Annotated in this window: 19 protein-coding genes and 1 pseudogene; 11 read left to right on the forward strand and 9 right to left on the reverse strand. The window is 68.7% G+C overall.

Features of this window, described 5'->3' with window-relative positions; genetic code table 11:
* Positions 1–81: 81 nt before the first annotated feature.
* From Q0994_RS31820 to Q0994_RS31855, 8 genes are all read right to left on the reverse strand, one after another.
* Positions 82–501, reverse strand: a complete 420-nt coding sequence (locus Q0994_RS31820; protein WP_299541770.1) for a conjugal transfer protein TraB — start codon at positions 499–501, stop codon at positions 82–84.
* 17 nt (positions 502–518) lie between these two features.
* Positions 519–2,486, reverse strand: coding sequence for an ATP/GTP-binding protein (locus Q0994_RS31825; RefSeq protein ID WP_299541772.1), 1,968 nt, complete (start codon positions 2,484–2,486; stop codon positions 519–521).
* Between the two features lie 152 nt (positions 2,487–2,638).
* Positions 2,639–2,869: a carbohydrate ABC transporter gene (locus Q0994_RS31830; RefSeq protein ID WP_299541774.1), complete on the reverse strand. Its 231-nt coding sequence runs from the start codon at positions 2,867–2,869 to the stop codon at positions 2,639–2,641.
* Positions 2,866–3,345: a hypothetical protein gene (locus Q0994_RS31835; protein WP_299541776.1), complete on the reverse strand. Its 480-nt coding sequence runs from the start codon at positions 3,343–3,345 to the stop codon at positions 2,866–2,868. The genes Q0994_RS31830 and Q0994_RS31835 overlap by 4 nt, the downstream gene beginning before the upstream one ends.
* A 123-nt stretch (positions 3,346–3,468) precedes the next feature.
* Entirely contained in the window at positions 3,469–5,145 is a 1,677-nt protein-coding gene (locus Q0994_RS31840; RefSeq protein WP_299541778.1) for a DUF2637 domain-containing protein, read from the reverse strand.
* A gap of 240 nt (positions 5,146–5,385) precedes the next feature.
* Positions 5,386–5,595 (reverse strand): hypothetical protein, encoded by a 210-nt coding sequence (locus Q0994_RS31845; protein ID WP_299541780.1) that lies wholly within the window; start codon positions 5,593–5,595, stop codon positions 5,386–5,388.
* A 221-nt stretch (positions 5,596–5,816) separates the two neighbouring features.
* A complete protein-coding gene (locus tag Q0994_RS31850) occupies positions 5,817–6,308 on the reverse strand; it encodes a hypothetical protein (RefSeq protein WP_299541782.1) in 492 nt (163 codons plus the stop codon).
* On the reverse strand, positions 6,305–6,838 hold the full coding sequence (locus Q0994_RS31855) for a WhiB family transcriptional regulator (RefSeq protein ID WP_299541784.1): 534 nt from the start codon (positions 6,836–6,838) through the stop codon (positions 6,305–6,307). Before Q0994_RS31855 ends, Q0994_RS31850 begins: the two co-directional genes overlap by 4 nt.
* Positions 6,839–7,547: 709 nt before the next feature.
* Here Q0994_RS31855 and Q0994_RS31860 point away from each other — a divergent pair.
* The 11 genes and pseudogenes from Q0994_RS31860 to Q0994_RS31910 form a co-directional block, all read left to right on the forward strand.
* On the forward strand, positions 7,548–8,309 hold the full coding sequence (locus tag Q0994_RS31860; protein WP_299541786.1) for a GntR family transcriptional regulator: 762 nt from the start codon (positions 7,548–7,550) through the stop codon (positions 8,307–8,309).
* Positions 8,310–8,347: 38 nt separating this feature from the next.
* Positions 8,348–8,875 (forward strand): GNAT family N-acetyltransferase, encoded by a 528-nt coding sequence (locus Q0994_RS31865; RefSeq protein ID WP_299541805.1) that lies wholly within the window; start codon positions 8,348–8,350, stop codon positions 8,873–8,875.
* Between the two features lie 598 nt (positions 8,876–9,473).
* The gene (locus Q0994_RS31870; protein WP_299541788.1) at positions 9,474–10,859 is read left to right on the forward strand and encodes a hypothetical protein; all 1,386 of its coding nucleotides are present in this window, start codon (positions 9,474–9,476) and stop codon (positions 10,857–10,859) included.
* Positions 10,860–10,938: 79 nt separating this feature from the next.
* The gene (locus Q0994_RS31875) at positions 10,939–12,324 is read left to right on the forward strand and encodes a DnaB-like helicase C-terminal domain-containing protein (protein ID WP_299541791.1); all 1,386 of its coding nucleotides are present in this window, start codon (positions 10,939–10,941) and stop codon (positions 12,322–12,324) included.
* 431 nt (positions 12,325–12,755) lie between these two features.
* The gene (locus tag Q0994_RS31880) at positions 12,756–13,430 is read left to right on the forward strand and encodes a hypothetical protein (protein WP_299541793.1); all 675 of its coding nucleotides are present in this window, start codon (positions 12,756–12,758) and stop codon (positions 13,428–13,430) included.
* 116 nt (positions 13,431–13,546) lie between these two features.
* Positions 13,547–14,545, forward strand: a complete 999-nt coding sequence (locus Q0994_RS31885; RefSeq protein WP_299541795.1) for a DUF6083 domain-containing protein — start codon at positions 13,547–13,549, stop codon at positions 14,543–14,545.
* A 286-nt stretch (positions 14,546–14,831) separates the two neighbouring features.
* Positions 14,832–17,213: a UvrD-helicase domain-containing protein gene (locus Q0994_RS34225; protein ID WP_363325594.1), complete on the forward strand. Its 2,382-nt coding sequence runs from the start codon at positions 14,832–14,834 to the stop codon at positions 17,211–17,213.
* Positions 17,214–17,336: 123 nt separating this feature from the next.
* On the forward strand, positions 17,337–17,825 hold the full coding sequence (locus Q0994_RS31895) for a hypothetical protein (RefSeq protein ID WP_299541797.1): 489 nt from the start codon (positions 17,337–17,339) through the stop codon (positions 17,823–17,825).
* 494 nt (positions 17,826–18,319) lie between these two features.
* Positions 18,320–18,589 carry a hypothetical protein gene (locus Q0994_RS31900; protein ID WP_299541799.1) on the forward strand — a complete coding sequence of 90 codons (270 nt, stop codon included), beginning with the start codon at positions 18,320–18,322 and terminating at the stop codon, positions 18,587–18,589.
* 84 nt (positions 18,590–18,673) lie between these two features.
* On the forward strand, positions 18,674–19,060 hold the full coding sequence (locus Q0994_RS31905) for a hypothetical protein (protein WP_299541801.1): 387 nt from the start codon (positions 18,674–18,676) through the stop codon (positions 19,058–19,060).
* 182 nt (positions 19,061–19,242) lie between these two features.
* A pseudogene (locus Q0994_RS31910) lies at positions 19,243–19,491 on the forward strand (transposase); the annotation flags it as partial.
* 43 nt (positions 19,492–19,534) lie between these two features.
* Here Q0994_RS31910 and Q0994_RS31915 read toward each other — a convergent pair.
* A partial coding sequence (locus Q0994_RS31915) for a HEAT repeat domain-containing protein (protein WP_299541803.1) occupies positions 19,535–19,998 on the reverse strand: 464 nt, incomplete at its 5' end.

Below are 19,998 nucleotides of genomic sequence, written 5' to 3' on the forward strand. Positions count from 1 at the left end.
GAGGGTTCTCCTTCGGGATGTGGTGATGGGCGGCCCGCCGTCGGTGGCGGGCCGCCCATCGGGTGCAGCGGCGGGATCGGGTCAGTGGGCGAAGAAGCCCGGCTTCGGGGTGCGCTCCTTGCGGCCGGAGCGGACGGTGTCCAGGCCCTCGTACAGCCGCGCGTGCGTACGCCGCGCGTCCATGGCCAGGCCGGAGACTTCCTGGGCCGTCTCGTGGAGCCTGCGCACCTCGACGGCGGCGCCGCCCAGGGCGACGGACACCTGGCTGGTCATCTCCACGAACTTCTTGTCGAGTTCGGCGTTCGCGATGTCGACGGCGAGGCTTTCGGCGCGCTGGGCGTTCATGAGCATGCCGCGCAGCAGCGCCTGGAGCTCCGTGTCGGCCGCGTCCATCGCCGCGCCGAGCGTCTTGAGCTTGTGCTGGACGGCCTTGTAGCGGTTGTCGCCGTCCGTCCGGGCGGCGGCACCGCCCCTGGCGGTGGTGGGTTCGAGGTCACTCATCAGCAGGTCCTCTGCGTCTAGTCGTGGTGGGTGGCGGCGGAGGCGTGGGCCAGGCCCGCGTCGTCCATCGCCTGCATGTCCGCGCTGTAGGTCCAGCCGACCGCCGTGGCGGTGAGCAGGGCCGCCTCAGAGGCGATCTCGCACTCGGACGCGCAGCGTTCGGCGAGCTGCTTCATGCGGGACGCGGCGTCGGCGAGGTCCGTGATCTGGTTGACGACCCGGGCGTCGATGTTGTGGTCGCCGACCAGGTCGGCCGCCATGTCCCGCAGGGCGTCGGCGACCTTCCCGATCGCGGCCGCGAGCTCCTGGGCGCGGTCCCGGTCGGCCCCGGCGGCGATCCAGATGTTCACGATCTCCGTCAGGTACTCGCCGAACGTGACGTCCGTGCGGTGCTGGGCCGCCATACCGGCCTGCGACGCAAGCCTGCTGACTTCGGATGCCAAGAGGTCCTCCTGTGCGGTGGGTCGGGTGGTGCCGGGACGGTCGGTGTGCGGCTCCGGGGCGGGCGGCAGGCCCTTGACGCCGGTCGTCACGGCCGCCGGGGCGTCCGGGACGATGTCGGCGTCCACGATGTCCTCGCGGACCTGGCCGGGACGGCGCGACGGGCGGTCGTAGCCGGGCGGCCACTGCGGGGTCTCCTTGCGGTTCCCCGCCCACCCCGGACCGCCGGACGACGCACCGCCCGGGCCAGGGCCAGACCCGTTCTTCGGGCCGCCTGACGGCTGTTCAGCGCCCTTCGCGGAGCCGCCCGGACCCGTCGGGCCCGGCCCCGCTTTCGGAGCGTCAGAGGGCGGCTGAGGACCGTTCCCAGGGGCCTTCCCGGTGCCGGGCCCCGGCGTGTCCGCACCCTTCTCCTGGGCGCGCTTCCCGCCCCGGTGAGCGGCGTCCACGCAGCGGCGGCAACGGCACTGGTGCTCGTCGTACGCCTTCGCGCTGCCGTGCCGCACCCCGGGGGGAAACTTCTTCGGCTCGTCGTACCGGATCTTGCCGTCCGCTTTTCCCTTCGGGCCCGGAGCCGGACTCTTCCCGCCCCCGCCCCCGCCGCCACTGGGGCCGCCGGGCGTCTTCTTCGTCCGGTCGCCCTTGGAGAGATCGACCTTCCGGCCGCCGGGCCCGTCCTTCCTGCCGCTCGGCCCCTTCCGGTCCAGCGGTCCGTTCTTCGGCCGGGCCTTGTCGTCCGTCCTGGACTGCCGGGGCGCCGGCTGCTTCGGGTTCTGGACGGGCTGCTTCGGTCCCGGCCCCTGCGGCTTGGGCTGCTGCTTGTTGGGCGCCGGCCCTCGGGGCCTGGGCGCGGGAGACGTCGGCCTGGGCTTGGGAGCCGGAGCGGGCTGCTTCGGCGCGGGCGACTGCTGTCTGTTGTGCTGCTGCGGCTTGGGCTGCTGCCGCGGCCCGGCCGGGCCCGGTGAGGGGTTCTTGCGGCCGCCCTTGTCGGCGCCCAGGCCGGACCCGCCCCGGCCGCCGCCGGCCTTCGATCCGCCCGCGTCGCCCTTGCCGCGGGCACCCGCCTTGTCGGCGCGCGCCTTCAACTGGGCCGCCCTCAGCTTGTTCTGCTGCTCCAGCAGCCCGACCTCACGGGCCGTTCGCGCATTCAGCAGCCCCACTTTCCTGGCGATCTCCGCCTCCCGGAAAGGAGCCTCACTCTCCAGCCGTGCATGCCCGAGAGCGATCCGGTATTCGAGCCAGTCCCCGAGCCTTTCAGCGAGAGACCGCCGCTGCACATATTCGCTTTCACCGCCGCCGGTGAATTCATCGCCGACTTCCGGGGCGGGAATTCCGTCGGACAGGAGCGCCATTTCCGGGTCCATGGGGCGGGGGATGGCCGGGAGTTCCATGGTGGTTCCCTCCGGGGACTCCGGAGGAATTACGGCCTCCTCCCGGACCGGAGGGAAAAGGCGGGCGGGGTCGGGGAGTTCGGGCGGCTGACTGAGGACGTCGGCCGAGGTGGGAAAAGCGATGAGCTGGGCGTCGGTGTCATCGGTCGACACGAGATGCTCCCTCCCGGGGGCTTGACAACGAGTGACTGCCTCGCGTACGCGTGTGCGCGCCTGGGCGTGTGGGTGTGTGGGCGCCTGGGCGTTGGGGACGAGCCGAGGGCCGCCGCTCGGTGAGCGGCGGCCCTCGTGGACTCGTCCGGTGGTTACGCGGTGTGCTTGAGGTACAGGGCGTGCAGGTCGTGTGCCAGCGCCCGGAGGGCGGCGGTGTCGCCGCGCTTGAGCGCTTTCCTGCCGTGCGTCTGGACCAGCATGACGAGGAAGTAGAAAGCGCCGAGGTCCTCGCCGTGTTTCTCAATGAACGCGGTCCGCTGAGTGAGAAGATATTCTCGGGACCGTTGCGCCTTGAGTTCGGCTTTCAGGAGAGGCCTGGTCACGCCGACTTCCTACCGAGGTCGTAAATCGACGTGGGACCACCATAGCCGGGATTCCGGCCGGTGTCACCGGTGTCGCCGTAATTCGGTGCGGCCTGGATCGGCTGCGGGTTGCTCTTCCGGGCTTTTTCGAGCTCCTTTTCCCTCCGGGCCTTTCCGGTATTCACGACCGCTTCGTCGTGGGAGCGGCGCTTGTAGGCGCTCTTTTCCAGGCCGTCGGTGAGCGCGTTCAGGGACTTCAGGACGTCCTTGAGGGCCTTCTCGACGGGCAGGGCCCGCAGCCGGGCGTGATACCAGCGGTCGCCCTCCACGCCGACGCCGCGGCAGTGGACGCGGGTCTCGCGCTGGAGGATCTCCAGGTTGGCGCCCATGTCGAGCAGGACGCGCTGCATGTCGGCGAGGTAGCGGGCGGTGGCCTCCGCGTTCTGCGCCACGTCGCGCAGCGGAGCGGGAGCGGGGGTTCGGTCGTTGCTGTTCACGAGCGGGCCTCCAGAGGCGGCGGGTTCTGCTGTACTGGTGGGCGTGACTGCTTCCGGCAGTCGCAGCGAGGGCCAGCCCGATTCGCGCGGGCTGGCCCTCACTGGTGTGTGCCGGACGGTGGGTCAGGGGCGGTAGCCGCCGGCGAGGAGCTCGGCCGCTTCCTGGCGGTACTTCGAGGCGGTGTCGGTGGAGGACACCGCCGTCTCGCGCTGGATGTCGGCGAGCAGCACCTGGTCGGCGTCGCCGCCGGCGGCCAGAAGCATCCGGGCGACCTTACGGACCGCCCGCTCGCGGGGGCTGAGCTTCGCGGCGTCCTCGATTTCGACCGCGCGCCGCTCGACTTCGGCAGCAGCCAGTCGGGCTTCGGCAGCGGCGTACTCGGTTTCGGCCTCACGCTTCCGGGCGACCTGGACGTTGGCGTCGGCGGTCGCCTTGCGCTCGTTCTCCTGCGCCGTGAGCCGGTCGGCTTCGGCGGCGCGGCGGCGGGTTTCGGCAGCGGCCCTCTCGGTTTCGGCAGCGGCCCGATCGGCTTCAGCCGCACGCTGGCGGGCCTCCGCGATCTCTGCCGTCTCGATTGCCTGAGCCTCCGCCGCGGCGCCCCTGTCGGACTCCGCCGCGAGCCTCCGGTTCTCCGCCGCCTCGCGCTCCAGCTCCGCCGCGCGGAGATCCGCGGCGGCCTTGGCCTGGCGCTCCTGGGCTTCCCTGCGCTCCGCCTCCGCCTCGCGGGCGCGGGCCTCGGCGATGACGGCCGTCTCCAGTGCCGCTTCCTCCAGCTCGGCGGCCCGCTCTGCGGCGCTGATCCGGGCTCGGGCGTGCGCACGGGCCTGGCCGGTCTCGCCCTCCACCCGGGCGCGGACGGCCTCGAGCTGACCGTCTGCCTCCAGCCGGTCGGCCTCCGCCTTCTTCCGGGCGAGCTCCTGGCGCGTCTCCGCGTCCAGGCGCCGGCGCTCGGCTTCCTCCGCGCGGGCCTCAGCGTCACGTTCCTGCTGCTCAGGCATCTCCAGGGCCTCGGTGACCGTGTAGCCGTAGGCGGCCATCTTCATCGGCAGCCGCTCGTCCTCGGTCGCCTTGCTCAGATCGCCGTCGTACTTGCGCTTGAGCCACTGCTCGTAGCCGATGAGGTCCTGCTGGCGCCGGATCATCTCCGGGTACGAGCTGATGTTGTGCAGCCGCATCCGGCGGTAGAACCGCGGCGTGGCGATCGGGGAGAGGACCCAGCGGTGCAGCGGGATCCGGTCGGTGGCCGTGCCCGCTTCCAGCCTGGCCTTCTGGATGATCAGGCGGCGGGCGGCCTCCACACCGATCACGAACAGGACCGGCATGATGCCGTGCGACGCGGCCTTGACCGGGTCGGCGCTGATCTGGCCCTGTGAGCTGGCGTTGAACCAGATCGTGGCGCCGGTCATGGCATGCGCGGCCACCCGCAGGAGCGGCCACGGAGTGCTCTTGCGGATCAGGTACAGGTCCAGCGCGAGGAACGCGATGATCGACGCGTCCACGCCGACCGGGAACCAGGGGGCCAATTCCTTGCCGAACCCCCAGCTCAGGGCGACTTTCGCCAGGGTGCTGTAGGACATCGCGAAGCCGATGACGCCGACCAGCGTGCCGCCGATCGCGGCGACGAGCGACAGGGCGGTCATCAGCCGGTCACGGGTGGGCTTGATCGTCTTCCGCTTGTCCGGTCGCGAAACGCCCCGGGCCGCTCCCGAAACCATTCCGGGTGCGTCCGAAGCCGCGATCGGCGGGTGCGAAACAGGGGGGGTGGGGGCCGCGCTCTGCGGCACTTCGGTGATCGTCATGGGTGCCTCCGGAAGGGGCGTTCTGGGCGGGATCGAAACGGCGGCCGCTGCTCCCGAAACGCGCGGGGCGTGTTCCCGAAGCTGCGGTCAGTGCGGTGGTTGCTTGCGAAGCGGACACCCGCTCTACCCGCTCCGGGCGCACGAAAGAGCCGGCCGCCCAGGAGGCGGGCGGCCGGTCTGACGAAGCGCTGCGGGGCGGACTCGAAACTGTCTGCCGCTCCCGCCGGGCGGGAACGAAAGTCAGGTCGTCGGGACCGGGCCCGCGAGCGACATCGCGGCGGAGCGCAGGTGGTCGGCGGCGATGGCCTGCATCTCCGTATGGGTGTGGGGGAGCGGGGCCGGCGGGGCCATGTCGCCGATCGCGGTGTAGGCGTCGATCTCGGCGGCGCACCAACCGGACGGGTCGCCGTGGTCGGTACGGAACTGATCGAGGCTCAGGGGCAAGCGCATGGGCTGTTCTCCGATCGGGTCGGGTGGCGGGCGTCGCGTTCGCTGGTGGTGCGGGGGTGGGTCTCGGTGACCGGGTGGCCGGCGTCCCACGCCCTTGCGGCCGCCGTGGCGGCGGCCGCGAGCAGGACGAGGGTGAGTGGGTGGGCCAGGCCCAGACTGGTGATGGCCCGGGCCGCGCGGTGCTGCGTGGCCCGGGCCCGGCGTATCGGGGGATGCAGGCGTCAGCCCACCTGGCCGGTGCCGCTGCACGTGCTGCACGGCTGCATCTCGACACTCTGGTAGGGCGTGCCGTCCGCGCCGACGTGGCAGACCGTCACCATCCGCTGGCCGGTGCCCCCGCACTGGGAGCACGCCGCCATCGACACCGACCGGTCCACCCGCGCCCCGGCCGGGGCCGGGGCGAAGCAGGGGCACCCGTTCCAGCGGCCGCAGAGCGGGCACGCGTCGTTCGCCGACCGCATCGGGAGCGGGCGGGTGAGGAGTAGGACCGGCTGACGCTGGTAGCCGGGGGCCATCTCGGCCAGGGTGCGGCGCGCGCGGCGCCCGCCGGTACGGGCCCGGTCGTCGCCGTCGGCGACCAGGTGGTGGACGAGCTGGCGGAAGCCGGTGTCGGTCTCGTCGCGCTCATAGCCGCGCCCGTTGTCGTCGCGCTCCATGTCGCCGTAGCCACCGGCGCGCGGAGCCAGGGCGGGGGAGGTGAGGGTGATGGTCATGCCGCGACCTCCCAACCCGCACGCGCCCGGCGGGCGGTGCGGATCTGGCGGATCTGCGCGGCGAGGGTGCGCAGGCGGTCGGTCTGGGCGGCGGTCCGCAGCGCGGTGCTGCGGACCGCCCCGTACCGGACACTGTCCGGGCTGGTGATCGCCTCGGCCCTCAGCTTGACCACGAGGCGGTCGAGCTCCTGGCCCTCGGTGTCCCGGTCCGCGTCGACCGCGGCCGCCAGGCGCACGGCCTGGCGGTCACGGGCGGCGGCGAGTTCCGGGCCGGTCAGACCGGCGCGGACCATGTCGTCCCGGGTCGCCCGCCCGTCGCCGTCCCGCAGCGCGAGCTCCATGCAGGCGGTCCGGGCGGGGCAGCCGACGCACAGCCGGACCGCGTCCGCACGGCGGGCCTGCCAGTCGGTGGCCGGCTCGTCGTCGCCGCGGAAGAACAGGTCCGGGTCGGCGGTGGCGCAGCGTGCGCCGGCGTCGACCGCGGTCTGGAGTACGGCCCGGCGCGTGTGCCGGGCCTGAGTGGATGTCATCCTGTGCATGCGCGTTTGCCCTTCGAGAGAGGGTGAGCTGCGAAGACGAACCCCCGGGATTAGGCCCCCGGGGGTTCGTCGCGTTGGGGCCCTGCTGGCCCCCTGCGAGTCGCCGTCCCGCACACGAGGTGAAGGACGGCGGCCACAGGTAGCGCAGGGCTACACGTAGTGGGTGGTGGCGCGGCGGTCACGGCTCCCCAGCCATGACCCCAGATCTCAAACATGAGCGGAATCGCGTCCTGCCTCCTGGAAGACCCATCCAGGGCGATGTCTGCCGCCACGGTTCTTTAGCGTCGCGAGGGTGCCCACCCTCCGCATTGACCACCGGTGATACGCACCTGGACGGGTTACGTCCTGGCCGCAGATGAAGCTGCGCCCGGGGTCTGCGCGTGGGCTGCCACCACCCGTGGTGATGGCGCCTCGCGACGGGTCTCCACTCACCCCCGGCCGGTGAACTCATGGCCGGGACTGCGGTGGTGGATCACGCTGTGCAGTTCTCAAACAACAGGCGCTTCCTTCGGCCCCGTTTCACCAGGGCCTTCCAGGCGCTATGAAATCATCGACTTTGGTACCTAACTTTGGCCGACAGGCATGACGGTACACCACTTATCCACCGTCAGGTCAATAGTTAGGTACGGAAGTTGACGACACGACGCCCAAGTGGCCCCAGTTGTGTACCCAAGTCGCGTCTAGGGGTACTGTGCTCGCTATGACGCCGAACACTGAGCGCCGGGCCACGGCAAGAGGAATCGCGGATGACCTGCGAGAACAGATCCGCACCGGTCAGCTGCCCCCCGGGTCCGCTCTCCCGACCAGCCGTGAACTCTCCGAGGTGTATGGCGTCACGACGAAGACGGTGAGCGCCGGCATCGATCTACTCAAGCTTGAGGGCCTGGTCGTGGGAGAGCAGGGCGGCCGGCGCCGCGTGCGGTCAGACAGGCCAATCACCTGGAACTTGACCCACTTCGAACGTGGCCAGCGACGTGACTCGCGAGCTATGGACGACTGGTCCGCTGCCATCAAAATGGCCGGCCGAGTCCCCGCCCAGCAGGTCACCGTAAGTACCGAGGCAGCCTCAGCCGAGGTCGCCAACTGGCTTCAGATCCGCCAGGGCGAGGCTGTCGTCACGCGTACACGCCTCCGCACAGTGGATGATCGCCCGCTTCAATTGAGCACCAGCTGGTTCCCGGGATCAATCGCATCCGGGACGCTTCTGGAAGAAGAGGGAGACGTGGCGGTGCCGGGAGGGATCCTGGCGACCATCGGACATCCCCAACAGCGCATCAGGGATGAGATCAGCATCCGAATGCCCACCCCTGAGGAGTCCGAACAGCTGCACCTTCCGCCGGGCACTCCCGTGGCAGAGCACGTTCGAATCGGCTATGGCGAGCATGCTCCGGTGCGCGTGATGCGAACTATCGCCCCTGGAGACCGCCATGTCCTTGTTTATGAAATGGATGTCTCCGGATGATGATCCGCCGTGCTAACCCTTTCGACGCCGAGGCTCTTATGAAGCTGCGAACCGAGGCTGAACGATGGCTCGCCAGCGCAGGGATTGATCAGTGGCATGACCCAAAGACTCGAGGGCCCGCGCTGGAAAAGTGGAAGGCGGACATAGCAGCTGGGCGTACGTGGGTCGTAGAGGAGCAAGGCCTCGCCGTCGCCACAGTTACCCTCGCGTCAGCTGATCGGGATTTCTGGAACGCCAGCGACCGACCTGACGAAGCGCTGTACGTCGCAAAACTCATCACAGCTCGGTCCGTCAGAGGTAAAAATCTTGGCGGCCGACTGCTGGACTGGGTCGGGAGCCAAGCCCGACAGCGAGAGAAGCCGTGGATTCGGTTGGATTGTTGGCGCACCAACACGAAGCTGCAAGACTTCTACTTGGCAGAGGGATTCCAGCACGTACGTACTGAGGCGCCGCCCCATCGCATGTCTGGATGGCTCGGACAGCGAGCTTCGAGCATCGTGCGGTACGCAGACCCCCTACGAACAGAAAGGGATCAAGTAGTGAGGAACGTCGCTACCGCCCCTTAACGACGAAGCCGCCCCCTCCTGGCAGAGGGGACGGCTTCATGAGTCGACTCGCAGGCCTACCAAGCTCTGAGTCGTGTCCGGTGAGGTGACCTCGCCGGGGTGATGCCCGTGGACCTCTCGGTCCGCGTGGTCACCTCTACCCAGGTTAAGCGTTTCCGCTCGCGGATCGCCACCATCTGAGTCCCCTGTCAGGTCACATCTGCTGGTCACGGCTCCCCTATCAGGGGAGATCCACCCACATGCACCGCCCGTTCCACCCCCGCCGTCGGCCCCCGGCCGCGGCGCCGGAGACTTTTTCCGGCCGGACTGTCACACCGACGCCCGCGCCGACACCTGTAGCAGACGTGAAGACCAATACCGCTGTTACCACCGCCCCGGCCGCGCCCGCCGGCCCTCGCCCGCTGCGCGGGGCACCCACCACGGTTCCTGCACATCGCGCGGGAGCGCTCGTCCTGGGCGGGCAAAATCTATCCACAGGTGACCTGGTGCAGGGTCGGCAGATGCGCACGAATTTCACGCCTTCGGGATGTCAGACGAGTGCCGCCGCCGGCACCTTCGTCCAGGCCGTCGATGCCCCGCTCGCCTCGGATGGTGCCCGATGACCGCGGACCTGGCAGAGGAGCCGGGTGCGGCGCGGATCGAAGGGCGCGCGCCGGCGCTGCGGCCGTCCGTACCGCTGTACCGGCACATGCTGTACGGCACCGGCCTGACGCACGGGCTGGACTTCCTGGTCCTGGCGCACATCCACTTCATGTGCGAGGACGGCAAGAGCTTCAGCGTCGACGACCTGGTGGAGGAACTGCGCGGTGAGGGGATTTGCGCGGCCAACGGCAAGGGCCTGATCGGGAGCAAAGCGGTCTACCAGTCGGTTGCGCGGCTGCGGGACGTCGGCTTCCTGCACCGCACCCAGGAGAACGGCGGCAACTTCGGCAGGGTGTCCTACACCTTCTACGAGTTCCCTTCCTCGAACCCGAACTGGACGCCCCCGAGCCTGTCCGAATCGACCTCTATTGATCCGCTTGGCCTGTCAGGCGAAGCGGTAGCGAACCTACTGAACAGTAACCACGTTTCCGCAGGTCACACCGCTTCTCCTGTCAGGGCACGCGCTGACAGGGCACGCGCTGACAGGCCAAGCGGAAACCAGCACGTTTCCGCAGGTCAGACCGCTTCTCCTGACAGGCCAAGCGGAAACGTCGCCCCCCCCACTCCCCCCCGTAGGGAGGAGGAGGATTCCTCCTCCCGTAAGTCCTCCTCCGTCACCGCCGTCGCGGCGGGCGCTCCCGCAACAGACGCAGCAGCGGTCACGGCCGCTGCCGAGTTCCTCGCGGAGCTCCCGGGGCGGTGGGCGTGCGGGCGCAAGACCGCGGCGTCGCTGGCTCCGCTGCTCGTAGAGGCGGTGACCGAGCAGGGGTGGGAGCTGGGTGCGGATCTCGTCCAGCAACTGACGCGGCGGTCCCAGGCCCGGCGCAGTACGCAGGCGGTGCTGGCGGACCGGATCGAGGACCTGCCCCGCTACCAGGCCGCCCGCAAGGCCCTGGAGCAGGAACGGGCCAAGACGGCGGTCGGGCGGGTGCCGGGGCAGCAGCTCGCCCTCGAGGACGCCCGGCACGACCGCGCTGACGCGGCGGCCCACCAGGTGCCGGACGTGACGCCCGAGCAGACCGAGCAGGCCCGCGGTTTCCTGCTGACGCTGACCGGGCCCTGGGCGCTGGGGCCTGAAGCCGCCGAACGCCTGGCCCCGCTGCTCGCGGCGAGGGCGGCCGAGCGCGGCTGGGCATTCGACGAGCGGCTGCGCAAGCAGCTGATGTCGAACCCGGGCGGCGGCCAGAACTACGAGTGGCTGCTGGAGAACCGCCGGATCGCGACCCTGCCCGACCGCACCCGCAACACCGCGAAGCCCGGTCCGGGCGACATGTGCCCCAAGCACCCGCGCTACCGCGCCGGAAGCCGTTGCGTCCCCTGCGCCATGGCCGTGCCGGCCTGACCCGAGCAGTGCGGGCCGCCCCCCGGCATGGGAGCGGCCCGCGAATCCCCTGAACGCTTGACCGAACAGGAGACCACCAGTGTCCAGCACCCATGACCTGCCCGCACAGCGCCCCGCCGCCCACGCCGACGAACCCCGCCCGCACACCGACCAGGCCGGATTCCTCCGCACGCCCCCGCAGAGCCTGGAAGCCGAGCAGGCGACCCTCGGCACCCTGATGACCAGCATGGGCGCCTCCGAGCGCTACTTCGCGGAGACCCTGGAGACGGGCATCGTCGCGCAGGAGTACTACAAGCCGGCCCACACGGTGATCCACCGCGCGATCTGCGACCTGCACCAGGCCGGAGAGCCCGTCGACGTCCTCACCGTCGCCGCGGAACTCGCAGAACGCGGGGAACTCGCCAAGGTCGGCGGGGCCCCGTACCTGCACGCCTGCATCCAGGCTGTCCCCACGGCCGCGAACGGGCCCCGCTACGCGGAGATCGTCCGGGCCAAGGCCTACCGCCGGGCCGCGATCGAGTCGGCCCACAAGATCCTGCAGTACGCCTACAGCGAGGAAGGCGACGAAGACAACGTCCGCAGCCTCGTCGAGCAGGAACTGACCGCGATCGTCGCCGGCACCCCCGGCCTCCGGGACGCCCCGCCACTCGTCGACGACCTCTACCTCGACTACGTCGCCGAACTCGAAGAGATCCAGAACGGACGGCAGCTCGGCCTGTCCTACGGCATCACCGACCTGGACGCCATGACCTCCGGCATGCACCCCCAGAACGTCACCGTCATCGCCGCCCAGTCCGGCGTCGGCAAATCCACCCTCGCCCTGAACGCCGCCGTCGCCGCCGCCAAGAACGGCGCCACCGTGATGTTCTCCTCCCTCGAGATGAGCAGCACGGAACTCATGCACAAGATCGTCGCCGCCGAGGGCACGCTCCCCCTGCACCACCTGACCCGCATGGACGCCCTCACCCCCGAAGACTGGAAGAAAGTGGAACGCCTCGGCCGCGAGCTGTTCCGGACGCTGCCGCTGCGCATCCACCGCCCCGACCACGCCTCCCTGCGCGACATCGAGTCCGCCGCCCGCGCCTGCGCACGCAAGGACGGCCTCGACGTCCTGGTCGTCGACTACCTCCAGCTCGTCGAAGTCGAACAGAACCGCAACAACACCCGCGAACAAGCCGTCGCAGCCGTCTCACGCGGCCTCAAAAACCTCTCGGTCGACCTCGACTGCCACGTCATCGCCCTCTCCCAGCTCAACGACGACGGCATGGTCCGCGAATCACGGGCCATCAAGAACGACGCATCCGTCATGATCAAAGTCGAGCGCCCCGACATGGACGAACCCGAATCCCCGCGCGCCGGCGAGGTCGATCTCGTGATTGAGAAGAACCGGTTCGGACCTCGGGCTACGGTCTCCGCAGCCGCTCAGCTGCACTACAGCCGCTTCCTTGACATGCAGCTGGCCTGAGGGACATCCGCTCACCGGTCCACAAGGCCCTTAAAGGGGTCTCTCGCTGACGATCTCCACCCCGCAGTTCCTCCGGGCTGCTAGGGGTGGAGATCGTCAGCGAGAGACCCGCGTGTCCGATCGTGCAGCCACAGGGGTTCCGACTGGTGTCGCACGACCGCTCCTGCCGTCGGACTCACGCGACGTCAGCTGAAACCGGGGACAGCGCCACCGGGAGGGTTAGAGCGGACCGGCGCCCCAGCTTCCGGGCGACCAGGCGCTTTCCAACGTCGCAGGACTCGGCGAGAACAGTGCGTGTACACGGGAATGGCAGCGAAGACGCGCGGTGTCCTGGACAGTTTCTGTCGGCGGAAGAACCTGTAGCCCGGTCGATCAGTTACTCGTGTGCCGCCAACGACTGAGCGGCCGCTGATTATTGCCAGGAGGCACAGGTGGCACCGGAGGAGTTCCTCGACGTAGCCGAGCAGCATGCTGAAGCCGGTCGGTTTTCTGCGGCTGTGGCTTACGCCAGCATCGCCACCGCCCGGGCGGCCGTGACCGCCCGGCAGGCGGATCCGATCTATCCCGGGGACCACCAGCCTCGGCCGGCAGACTGGTGCGGGAAGTGTCACAGCCCCGGAAGGCGGCGGATCGACCAGAAGGACTGTCCGCGGTGCAGCCCACAGGTCCTTCGTGCTCGGCTGTGCCGTTACTGCGGCGTGTACCTCGAGAAGCGCTTGGACGCCCACGGCTCAGAGGAGTCGTGGGCCTGGCGCGATGAACGCAATAGCCTCAACTGTCCCAAGGCACCGGATCCGGCAGCGCCTTCGCCAGATCCGGTGGGAGAGGAACACGACGTCAACCCCGACCATGTGTGGACTGTCTTCTTTCAGGAGTGGAAAGACCACCGCGCTCTCACAGAGCCGGCTACCGCAGCCGAGCTCCTGGCGACCTCAGTGCTTATGCCGTATGTACCCCGAACCCGGTTCGGGGAGAGGCCGCACGCGGAGCATCTGGAGGCGTGGCTTGCCGAGCGGGTGTCCAAGCCTCACGGCCCGCTGCAACTGGCAGAGGAAGCAGTTCCTGAGAGCCCGTCCGTACGGGCCTGGCGCCTGACCTCTCTCTGACTCCGGAGGCGCTGCCCGGCCAGCGCTCACCCCGCTTCCTTCTTGCCGTGTCCTGCATCAGCAGACCTCGTTGTCGTGATGCAGGCACAACGGCGAGCCGGGAGCGCAGCGCACCCATGTCCATGCATCTCCACCGCTCGAACCAGACGCAGATCCTTCGGCGGTCTGGAGCCTCCCTCTGCAAGTACTGCGGCACACCCGTCGAGTGGTTCCAGCGCTACGACGCCTTGCGGATCCCGCTGACCAACGAGTTCCCCAGTCGCCGCGTGCCGGCGAGTCTGCGCTGGCACATCAACCGCGGGGTGGCCTACCCGGGCACTGACGCGTCCAACGGGTACTGCCGGATCCCTCACCCCGCCATTTGCCCCGCAGTCGACCATCCCGACCTCCCGCCCCCCATTCTGGACCTCGTCCGCCGACTCGGAGTCCGGATGCGCACGGCGATCGAGCGGGGCGAGTTCGAACCCTTTGTCGAGCCGGAGGAGCCGGTGGCAGAGGAAGAGGTCGAGAGCCCCGGGCCAGAGGAGGTGCGCCAGGTGCGCCACGTGGTCGGCTATCACAGCCTGCTGCGGATCGGCCCGTGCGCGATCGATGACCTGCAATGCATCGCAAGGGACGAGCACACTGGGCGCCGGTGCGAGGGTGGCGTCGCCGATCTGAGCGAAGGACGCTGGGAACGGGTCGCCATCAACCAGGAGCAGGCCACCGGCCGCCTGGGCCAAATGGTCCTCAACCTCACCGGGGGCAGCATCTGGGTGTGGCATCTGCCCGACTTCAACGTCTCCCTCCGCTGGTGGAACCAGCGTTGCCACGATCACTTCAACTCCGCCCAGCCGGACCACACCGAAAACGAGTTCGTTCCCTTCCACCCGCTGCGTCACGACGCGTTCGTCCTGACTGAGCGGCCCACCGGCTACGACCTGAACACCGAGGACACCCCCCTCGTCATCCACGACGGGCCGGGCGAACGCACGAAGTGCGCGAGCCCGTCCTGTACGAACACGTCCGTCCTCTCCCCGCAGAAAGGGTGGCTGTGCTGGCAGTGCGAGAAGATCCTGCGCCGCCGTCGTGCCGTTCATCAGCGTTGGGGGCAGGCGCCTGAGGAAGTTCCCTGAGTGGGTCAAAAAGCTTTCTTCAGTGGGTCCCTGATCCGTTCAGACCGGTGCCGGCCAGGCGCTTGGGCGTGGCCACCGAGACCGCCCCGACCGCCGTGTCCGTGCGCCGGGGCGGCCCGGCGACAGGCCATATTTCGGTCATCTGTTTGCGTTTCCAAACAGTCATTCCCCATCTAGCTGCAGGTTGTCAGTGCCTTCGGTCATGCTGCGCCTGACCAGACTCTGCCCGGGCGGCCTGTGCTGGCTGGCGGAGTGAGCGGGTAGCAAACGCGCGAAGGGGACGAAAGTGAAGGCGACCGAGGAGCAGGCGGCAGCACGAGACGCCTTTACCGCCGGCCATGATCTCGCTCTGGTGGCAGGCGCGGGTACGGGGAAGACGTCGACGCTGGTGATGATGGGTGCCGCGTCACCCCGGCGCGGCATGTACATCGCGTTCAACAAGCCCATCGCGCTGGAGGCCAAGGCCCGGTTCGGGTCCAACGTCCACTGCAGCACCTCGCACGCACTGGCCTACCGTGCGGTCGGAAGCCGCTTCCAGGCCCGCCTGGAAGCCACACGGCACATGCCCTTGTGGCGCACGGCGCAGCTCCTCAACTTGGACCGGGACCTGGCCGTCGGCAGCCGCCGTCTGAAAGTCACGACCTTGGCCCACCTCGTGATGGAGATGGTCAAGCACTTCTGCTACTCCACCGACGAACAGGTCACCGCCCGCCACCTGGGCACGGTCCACGGGCTCGACGAGGCGGGCCAGCAATACGTCGTGCAAGGACTACTGCCCCGGGCCCGGTGGGCCTGGGACGACATCTGCTCCCCGAACGGCACCCTGCCCTTCAAGCATGATCACTACCTGAAGATGTGGGCGCTCACCCGCCCCCGGCTGCGCGCCGACTACATCCTGCTGGACGAGGCACAGGACACCAACCCGGTCCTCGAAGAGATCTTCCTCGCGCAACAGGCCCAGCGCGTCTGCGTCGGGGACCCCTCCCAGCAGATCTACGAATGGCGTCACGCCAAGGACATCATGAGCAGCTTCCCCGGCACGAGGATGGAGCTCACCCAGTCCTTCCGCTTCGGCCCGCCCATCGCAGATGTCGCCAACCACTGGCTCCGCGCGGCCACCTCGAGCATGCAGCTCACCGGTCACGCCGCGGAACCGTCCGAGCTGACCGAGGTGGACGTCCCCGACGCGGTCCTGTGCCGGGGCAACGCCGACGCCCTCGCGGAAGTCCTGCGCTTCCTGGACCGGAAGGTGCCCGTCGCCCTGGTCGGCGGCGGAAAGCCCCTGCTGAGCATCGCGAAGGCGGCCATCGACCTGCAGGCCGGGCGCCGCACCTCGCACCACGACCTCGCCCTCTTCTCCTCCTGGGGCGAGGTCCAGGAGTACGCCGAGCACGACTCCGCCGCCGCAGACCTCAAAGCGATCGTCGACATCGTCGACACCTACGGCCCCCACCAGATCATCCGCACGGTCCAGCAGATGAGCGACGAGGAACAAGCCCGCGTCGTCGTCTCCACCGTCCACAAGGCCAAGGGCCGCGAATGGAACCGCGTCCGCATCGGCCCCGGCTTCACCCCGCCCGACGACACCGGGGCCGTGCACCCTGCCCTCGCACGCCTCGTCTACGTGGCCGTCACCCGGGCCCGCACCCAACTCGACACCGTCGGCATCAAACGGCTGCAGACCCGCTTCACCACCGCGACAGCCCACACCACCCCCGAAGGCCTTCCGCTGGCACGCCTGCCCCTGACCGGCCAGCTCAAATACCCGCGCTCCCCGATGTCCTCGTTTCTGGCCCGGCACCTGCCCCACCCTGAACGCCTCATCGCTTCCTACCTCCAGCACATCCAAGGCCTCCCGCACCCCGTTCAGCCCCTGAACGAACGCCGCCCCGACTACGCCGCCCTCGGCCACACCATCGACTACCGGCTGCGCCTGGTCCTCGGCTCCGACCCGGGGCCCGCCGCGCAGGCCGGCGTCGACATCATCGGCAGCAGCCATCCCATCGACGGAGCACCCAGCACCGCGGTACGCCAGAACCTCTACATGATCGGCAGCAGCATTCTGGGACGCCTCCGCGCCCACCTGTCAGACGCCAGCCGCCGACTCGACGACGACGAACTGACCAGGCTCTGCTTCGTTACCAGCTTCTTTGAAGCGATCTACCGCAACGGCACCTTCCCCCGCAAACGCAACCTCCTCACCCTGGTCGACGAGCACACCACCATTAACGGCCTGACCCGCGCTGTACCGGCCTACGTCCTCGAAGACATCGACGAGCAGATGAACCTCGCCGAGAAGTCCTTCGCACCCCTGCGCGACCTCCCCGCCCACCAACGTGTATGCGGACCGACGTTCACCGGCAGCACCGACGTCCACGCCGACGCCGACTTCATCACCGGCGGCTTTCTCATCGACTGCAAGGCCGTCACCCGACCCCACCGCCTGGGCAGAGAAGAAGTACAGCAGCTCGCCGGCTACCTCCTCCTGGACTACGACAACCAATACGACATCCACGACATCGGCTTCTACCTCGCCCGGCAAGGCACCCTGATCCGCTGGAGCGTCCCCGAATTCCTAACCACGCTGGGCGCCCGCACCACGCTCCCGCAGCTCCGCACGGCCCTACGTGAAGACCTGCGCGCCACCCGCTTCAGCAAGCGGAGCTGACCGGGTTCAAAGAGCTCAGGCACGGAAGGAACGGAAGGGGATCGGGTGCGAGGGCACGCCGATGGCAGCTGCCGCTTGTATCGGTAGTTTGGACTATCTGGCTATGGCGCGGCGGTGGGCTGGGTGGCGCTGGATCAACGCGCCCTGCCGACGCTGCTGGCTCTGGCAGGACTGCTGCTGGTGGCAGACCCCTGGGAGCCGCTGGCGAAACTGTGGGGGTTCGCGCGCTCCCTGATCCAGCAAAGCGACTTCGGCGAGACATTGACCATCAGCTCCCGGGCTCAGGCCGTGCGCGGCGGACGCTGCCTGGGGGCGCTGCTGACCGCCACCGGCATGGGCCTCAGCACCCAGGCAGCAGGCACGTGGTGGCTGGTGCTGCTGGTCCCCCTCACCAGTGCCGTCGGCGTGTACACGGTGGTCGGCCAGGACGGCCACGTGACGGCAGCGGTGCAACAGGCCATTGGCAACCTCGCTGCCGACTTCTCCGCGTCCCCGCCCCGCCCCGGCCGAACGGAACCAACCCAGCTGATCGCACTGTCCGATCCCGGCCGGGCGTACGACCGCAGGCAGGAACTCAGCACCGCACTGGCACAGGGGCGGGGGCGGCAGTGATCTGGGGCAAAATCCTCTTCGTACTGCCCGCCGTACTCTTCACGATCGCCCTCCTGGGAAGCCTCGGGACCAGCCTCCAGCACGCCATCCAGGACACGACGTGGGACAGCCACGGGATGAAGCGGTCATCGACGGACCCGTACTGGCCTATCTGGACACCCACACCGCAGGGCTCCCCGTCATTGCCGACACGCTCTACACCACATGGCTGGCCGCCGGCGCACCATCTCCTTCGTCACCTGCACCTTCGGAGCCCGCCTCACCTGGGCCGCCCCCCGCGGCATCGCCTGCGCCGTAACCGACCCCGCCTGGGGCATCGCCTCGATCCTCGCCCTTCGAGGGGGTCAGCACCCGGCGGGGTTAGCAGCTGGCCACAGGTCCTCGACATGAGTCCGATGTCGGCCGATGTCGGAACCGAAATCAACCGTGAGACAGCCCAGGCGGGTTCTCCCAAGCCTGCCGCGCCACGGTTCGCGAGCCCATAACCTGTGGCCATGCCGAAGGAGACACCGGAAGTGAAGCGGGCCCGGAAGGCTGCGGCGAAGGCTGCGGCCCGCCATGATGCGGCCCGCATCATGGCGGGTTTGGTGGAGCCGCCTCGGCTGCCAAAGCCGGAGCGCTCGTCGTGGGTGAAGGCCGTGCAGGCGCAGCCCGAGAAGCCTGCTCGGGCGCTGATCCCGCCGAAGAACACACCGCTGCCCGAACGCGACCGCGAGCAGTACGCCGACAACGCCCCCGTGGGTTGGGTCAAGCCAAATGCATAGGTCGCCCCTGCCGCGCCTGGTACTCGTTCCGGCCGGCGCGACAGCCGATTCCGATGCCGCTGAACCGACCACAAGGGGGAACACATGAGTAGCAGATGGCCGTGGGCCGTTCTGGGCGTAGCCGTAGTAGTCGGTCAATTCGTCGTAAACGCACGGCCGCGTGCCGCCGGTGAGTCGGACGAGGCGGCCCTCAGCAGATTTCGCGACGACCCAGGCAGCTTCGGCACCCACTGGAACAGCGGCTCCGGCGGGTACCGGAGCTGCGGCCACAATGCGTGCAGCAAGAAGGCGAAGAATTTCATCACGAGTCACGACTGCTGTGGCCGGTGCCGGGTCGCGGACACCCGGGACTGTGCGAGCAAAGCGATGCGCGACTACGAGGGGCCGGGCGGCTTCCACCACGACTTCCACGACGGAATCATGCAGCCTGACGTATGTACCGTCTGCGGTGAACCGCAGGAAGCGCACTGACTCGAAGCGATTCGATTCCAGCGGATCACACATCCACTGACGGCGACTTGGAGCCCGCTGTGTCGTCAGTCGACCAGGATGAGCCACCACTCGGCGATCTGCGGGTCCATCCGGTAGAGTATTTCGGATTTGCCGCTGTGGGTGTTGCAGCCCCCTGCCAGTTTTCGATAGGCCACCGTTTTGCCGAGGACTTCCGCCGCCCCTGGGAGCCACCGGTGAAACCGAACAAGCTCACCCAGGCCCGGGTCCGCCGAGGGTTCAGAAACCTCCGCCCAGCCTTGCCTTGCCCGGCCCGTGCGCCGAAACCATCGCACCCGGGCCCCGGCAGACCCCTCGGCTCGAAGAACCAGCAGCCAGCCACCCGCTACGACGTCGGCAAAACCGTCCGGCGTCCCGAGAGCATCATCGAACGGGACCGGATCAGACCATAAAGAACAATTTTACACGTATTCGCGCGGAACGGATCAAGAAACGTCAGCCAGCCGTTGGGACTTCCTGTTCGGCAACCAGATCCGAGCGCAGGTGCAGGAAGGCGATTCCCTTTTCAGCGGAGGTGCGTACCTTTTCCGAAGCGTCATTGACGGCTCTGTTCCTTAGGAAAGCTGAAATGTCGGGCTCATTTGGCCATGCGAGCGTGATCATACTGACGAGGCCAGCTCGGAGATCATCAGACACCTCATCGGCGGCCAACTCCATGAGGACAGAACAACTTGTTTCCTGATACTGCCAGGTGAGAGTACGTGCAGTAGTTTCCCGTACGTGGGCGTTGGTGTCGGTGGTGGCGTTGAGGATGGTGGTGAAGACGTGGTCTCGGTTGGGCCATCGCTCCCCCAGCACGCGCAGCGCCGTGATCCGTACGTTGGCGTTGGTGTCGGTGGTGGCGTTGAGGATGGTGGTGAAGACGTGGTCTCGGTTGGGCCATCGCTCCCCCAGCACGC

The sequence above is a fragment of the uncultured Streptomyces sp. genome, assembly GCF_947488945.1.
Classification (GTDB): Bacteria; Actinomycetota; Actinomycetes; order Streptomycetales; family Streptomycetaceae; genus Streptomyces.

What these genes read in the sequence shown, in the direction of transcription:
- Q0994_RS31850 (WP_299541782.1), bottom strand. Translation starts at nt 6,308, where the DNA reads ATGACCATCACCCTCACCTCCCCCGCCCTGGCTCCGCGCGCCGGTGGC.
- Q0994_RS31865 (WP_299541805.1), top strand. Translation starts at nt 8,348, where the DNA reads ATGAAGCTGCGAACCGAGGCTGAACGATGGCTCGCCAGCGCAGGGATT.
- Q0994_RS31855 (WP_299541784.1), bottom strand. Translation starts at nt 6,838, where the DNA reads ATGACATCCACTCAGGCCCGGCACACGCGCCGGGCCGTACTCCAGACC.
- Q0994_RS31845 (WP_299541780.1), bottom strand. Translation starts at nt 5,595, where the DNA reads ATGCGCTTGCCCCTGAGCCTCGATCAGTTCCGTACCGACCACGGCGAC.
- Q0994_RS31840 (WP_299541778.1), bottom strand. Translation starts at nt 5,145, where the DNA reads ATGACGATCACCGAAGTGCCGCAGAGCGCGGCCCCCACCCCCCCTGTT.
- Q0994_RS31870 (WP_299541788.1), top strand. Translation starts at nt 9,474, where the DNA reads ATGACCGCGGACCTGGCAGAGGAGCCGGGTGCGGCGCGGATCGAAGGG.
- Q0994_RS31885 (WP_299541795.1), top strand. Translation starts at nt 13,547, where the DNA reads ATGTCCATGCATCTCCACCGCTCGAACCAGACGCAGATCCTTCGGCGG.
- Q0994_RS31820 (WP_299541770.1), bottom strand. Translation starts at nt 501, where the DNA reads ATGAGTGACCTCGAACCCACCACCGCCAGGGGCGGTGCCGCCGCCCGG.
- Q0994_RS31860 (WP_299541786.1), top strand. Translation starts at nt 7,548, where the DNA reads ATGACGCCGAACACTGAGCGCCGGGCCACGGCAAGAGGAATCGCGGAT.
- Q0994_RS31905 (WP_299541801.1), top strand. Translation starts at nt 18,674, where the DNA reads ATGAGTAGCAGATGGCCGTGGGCCGTTCTGGGCGTAGCCGTAGTAGTC.
- Q0994_RS31900 (WP_299541799.1), top strand. Translation starts at nt 18,320, where the DNA reads ATGCCGAAGGAGACACCGGAAGTGAAGCGGGCCCGGAAGGCTGCGGCG.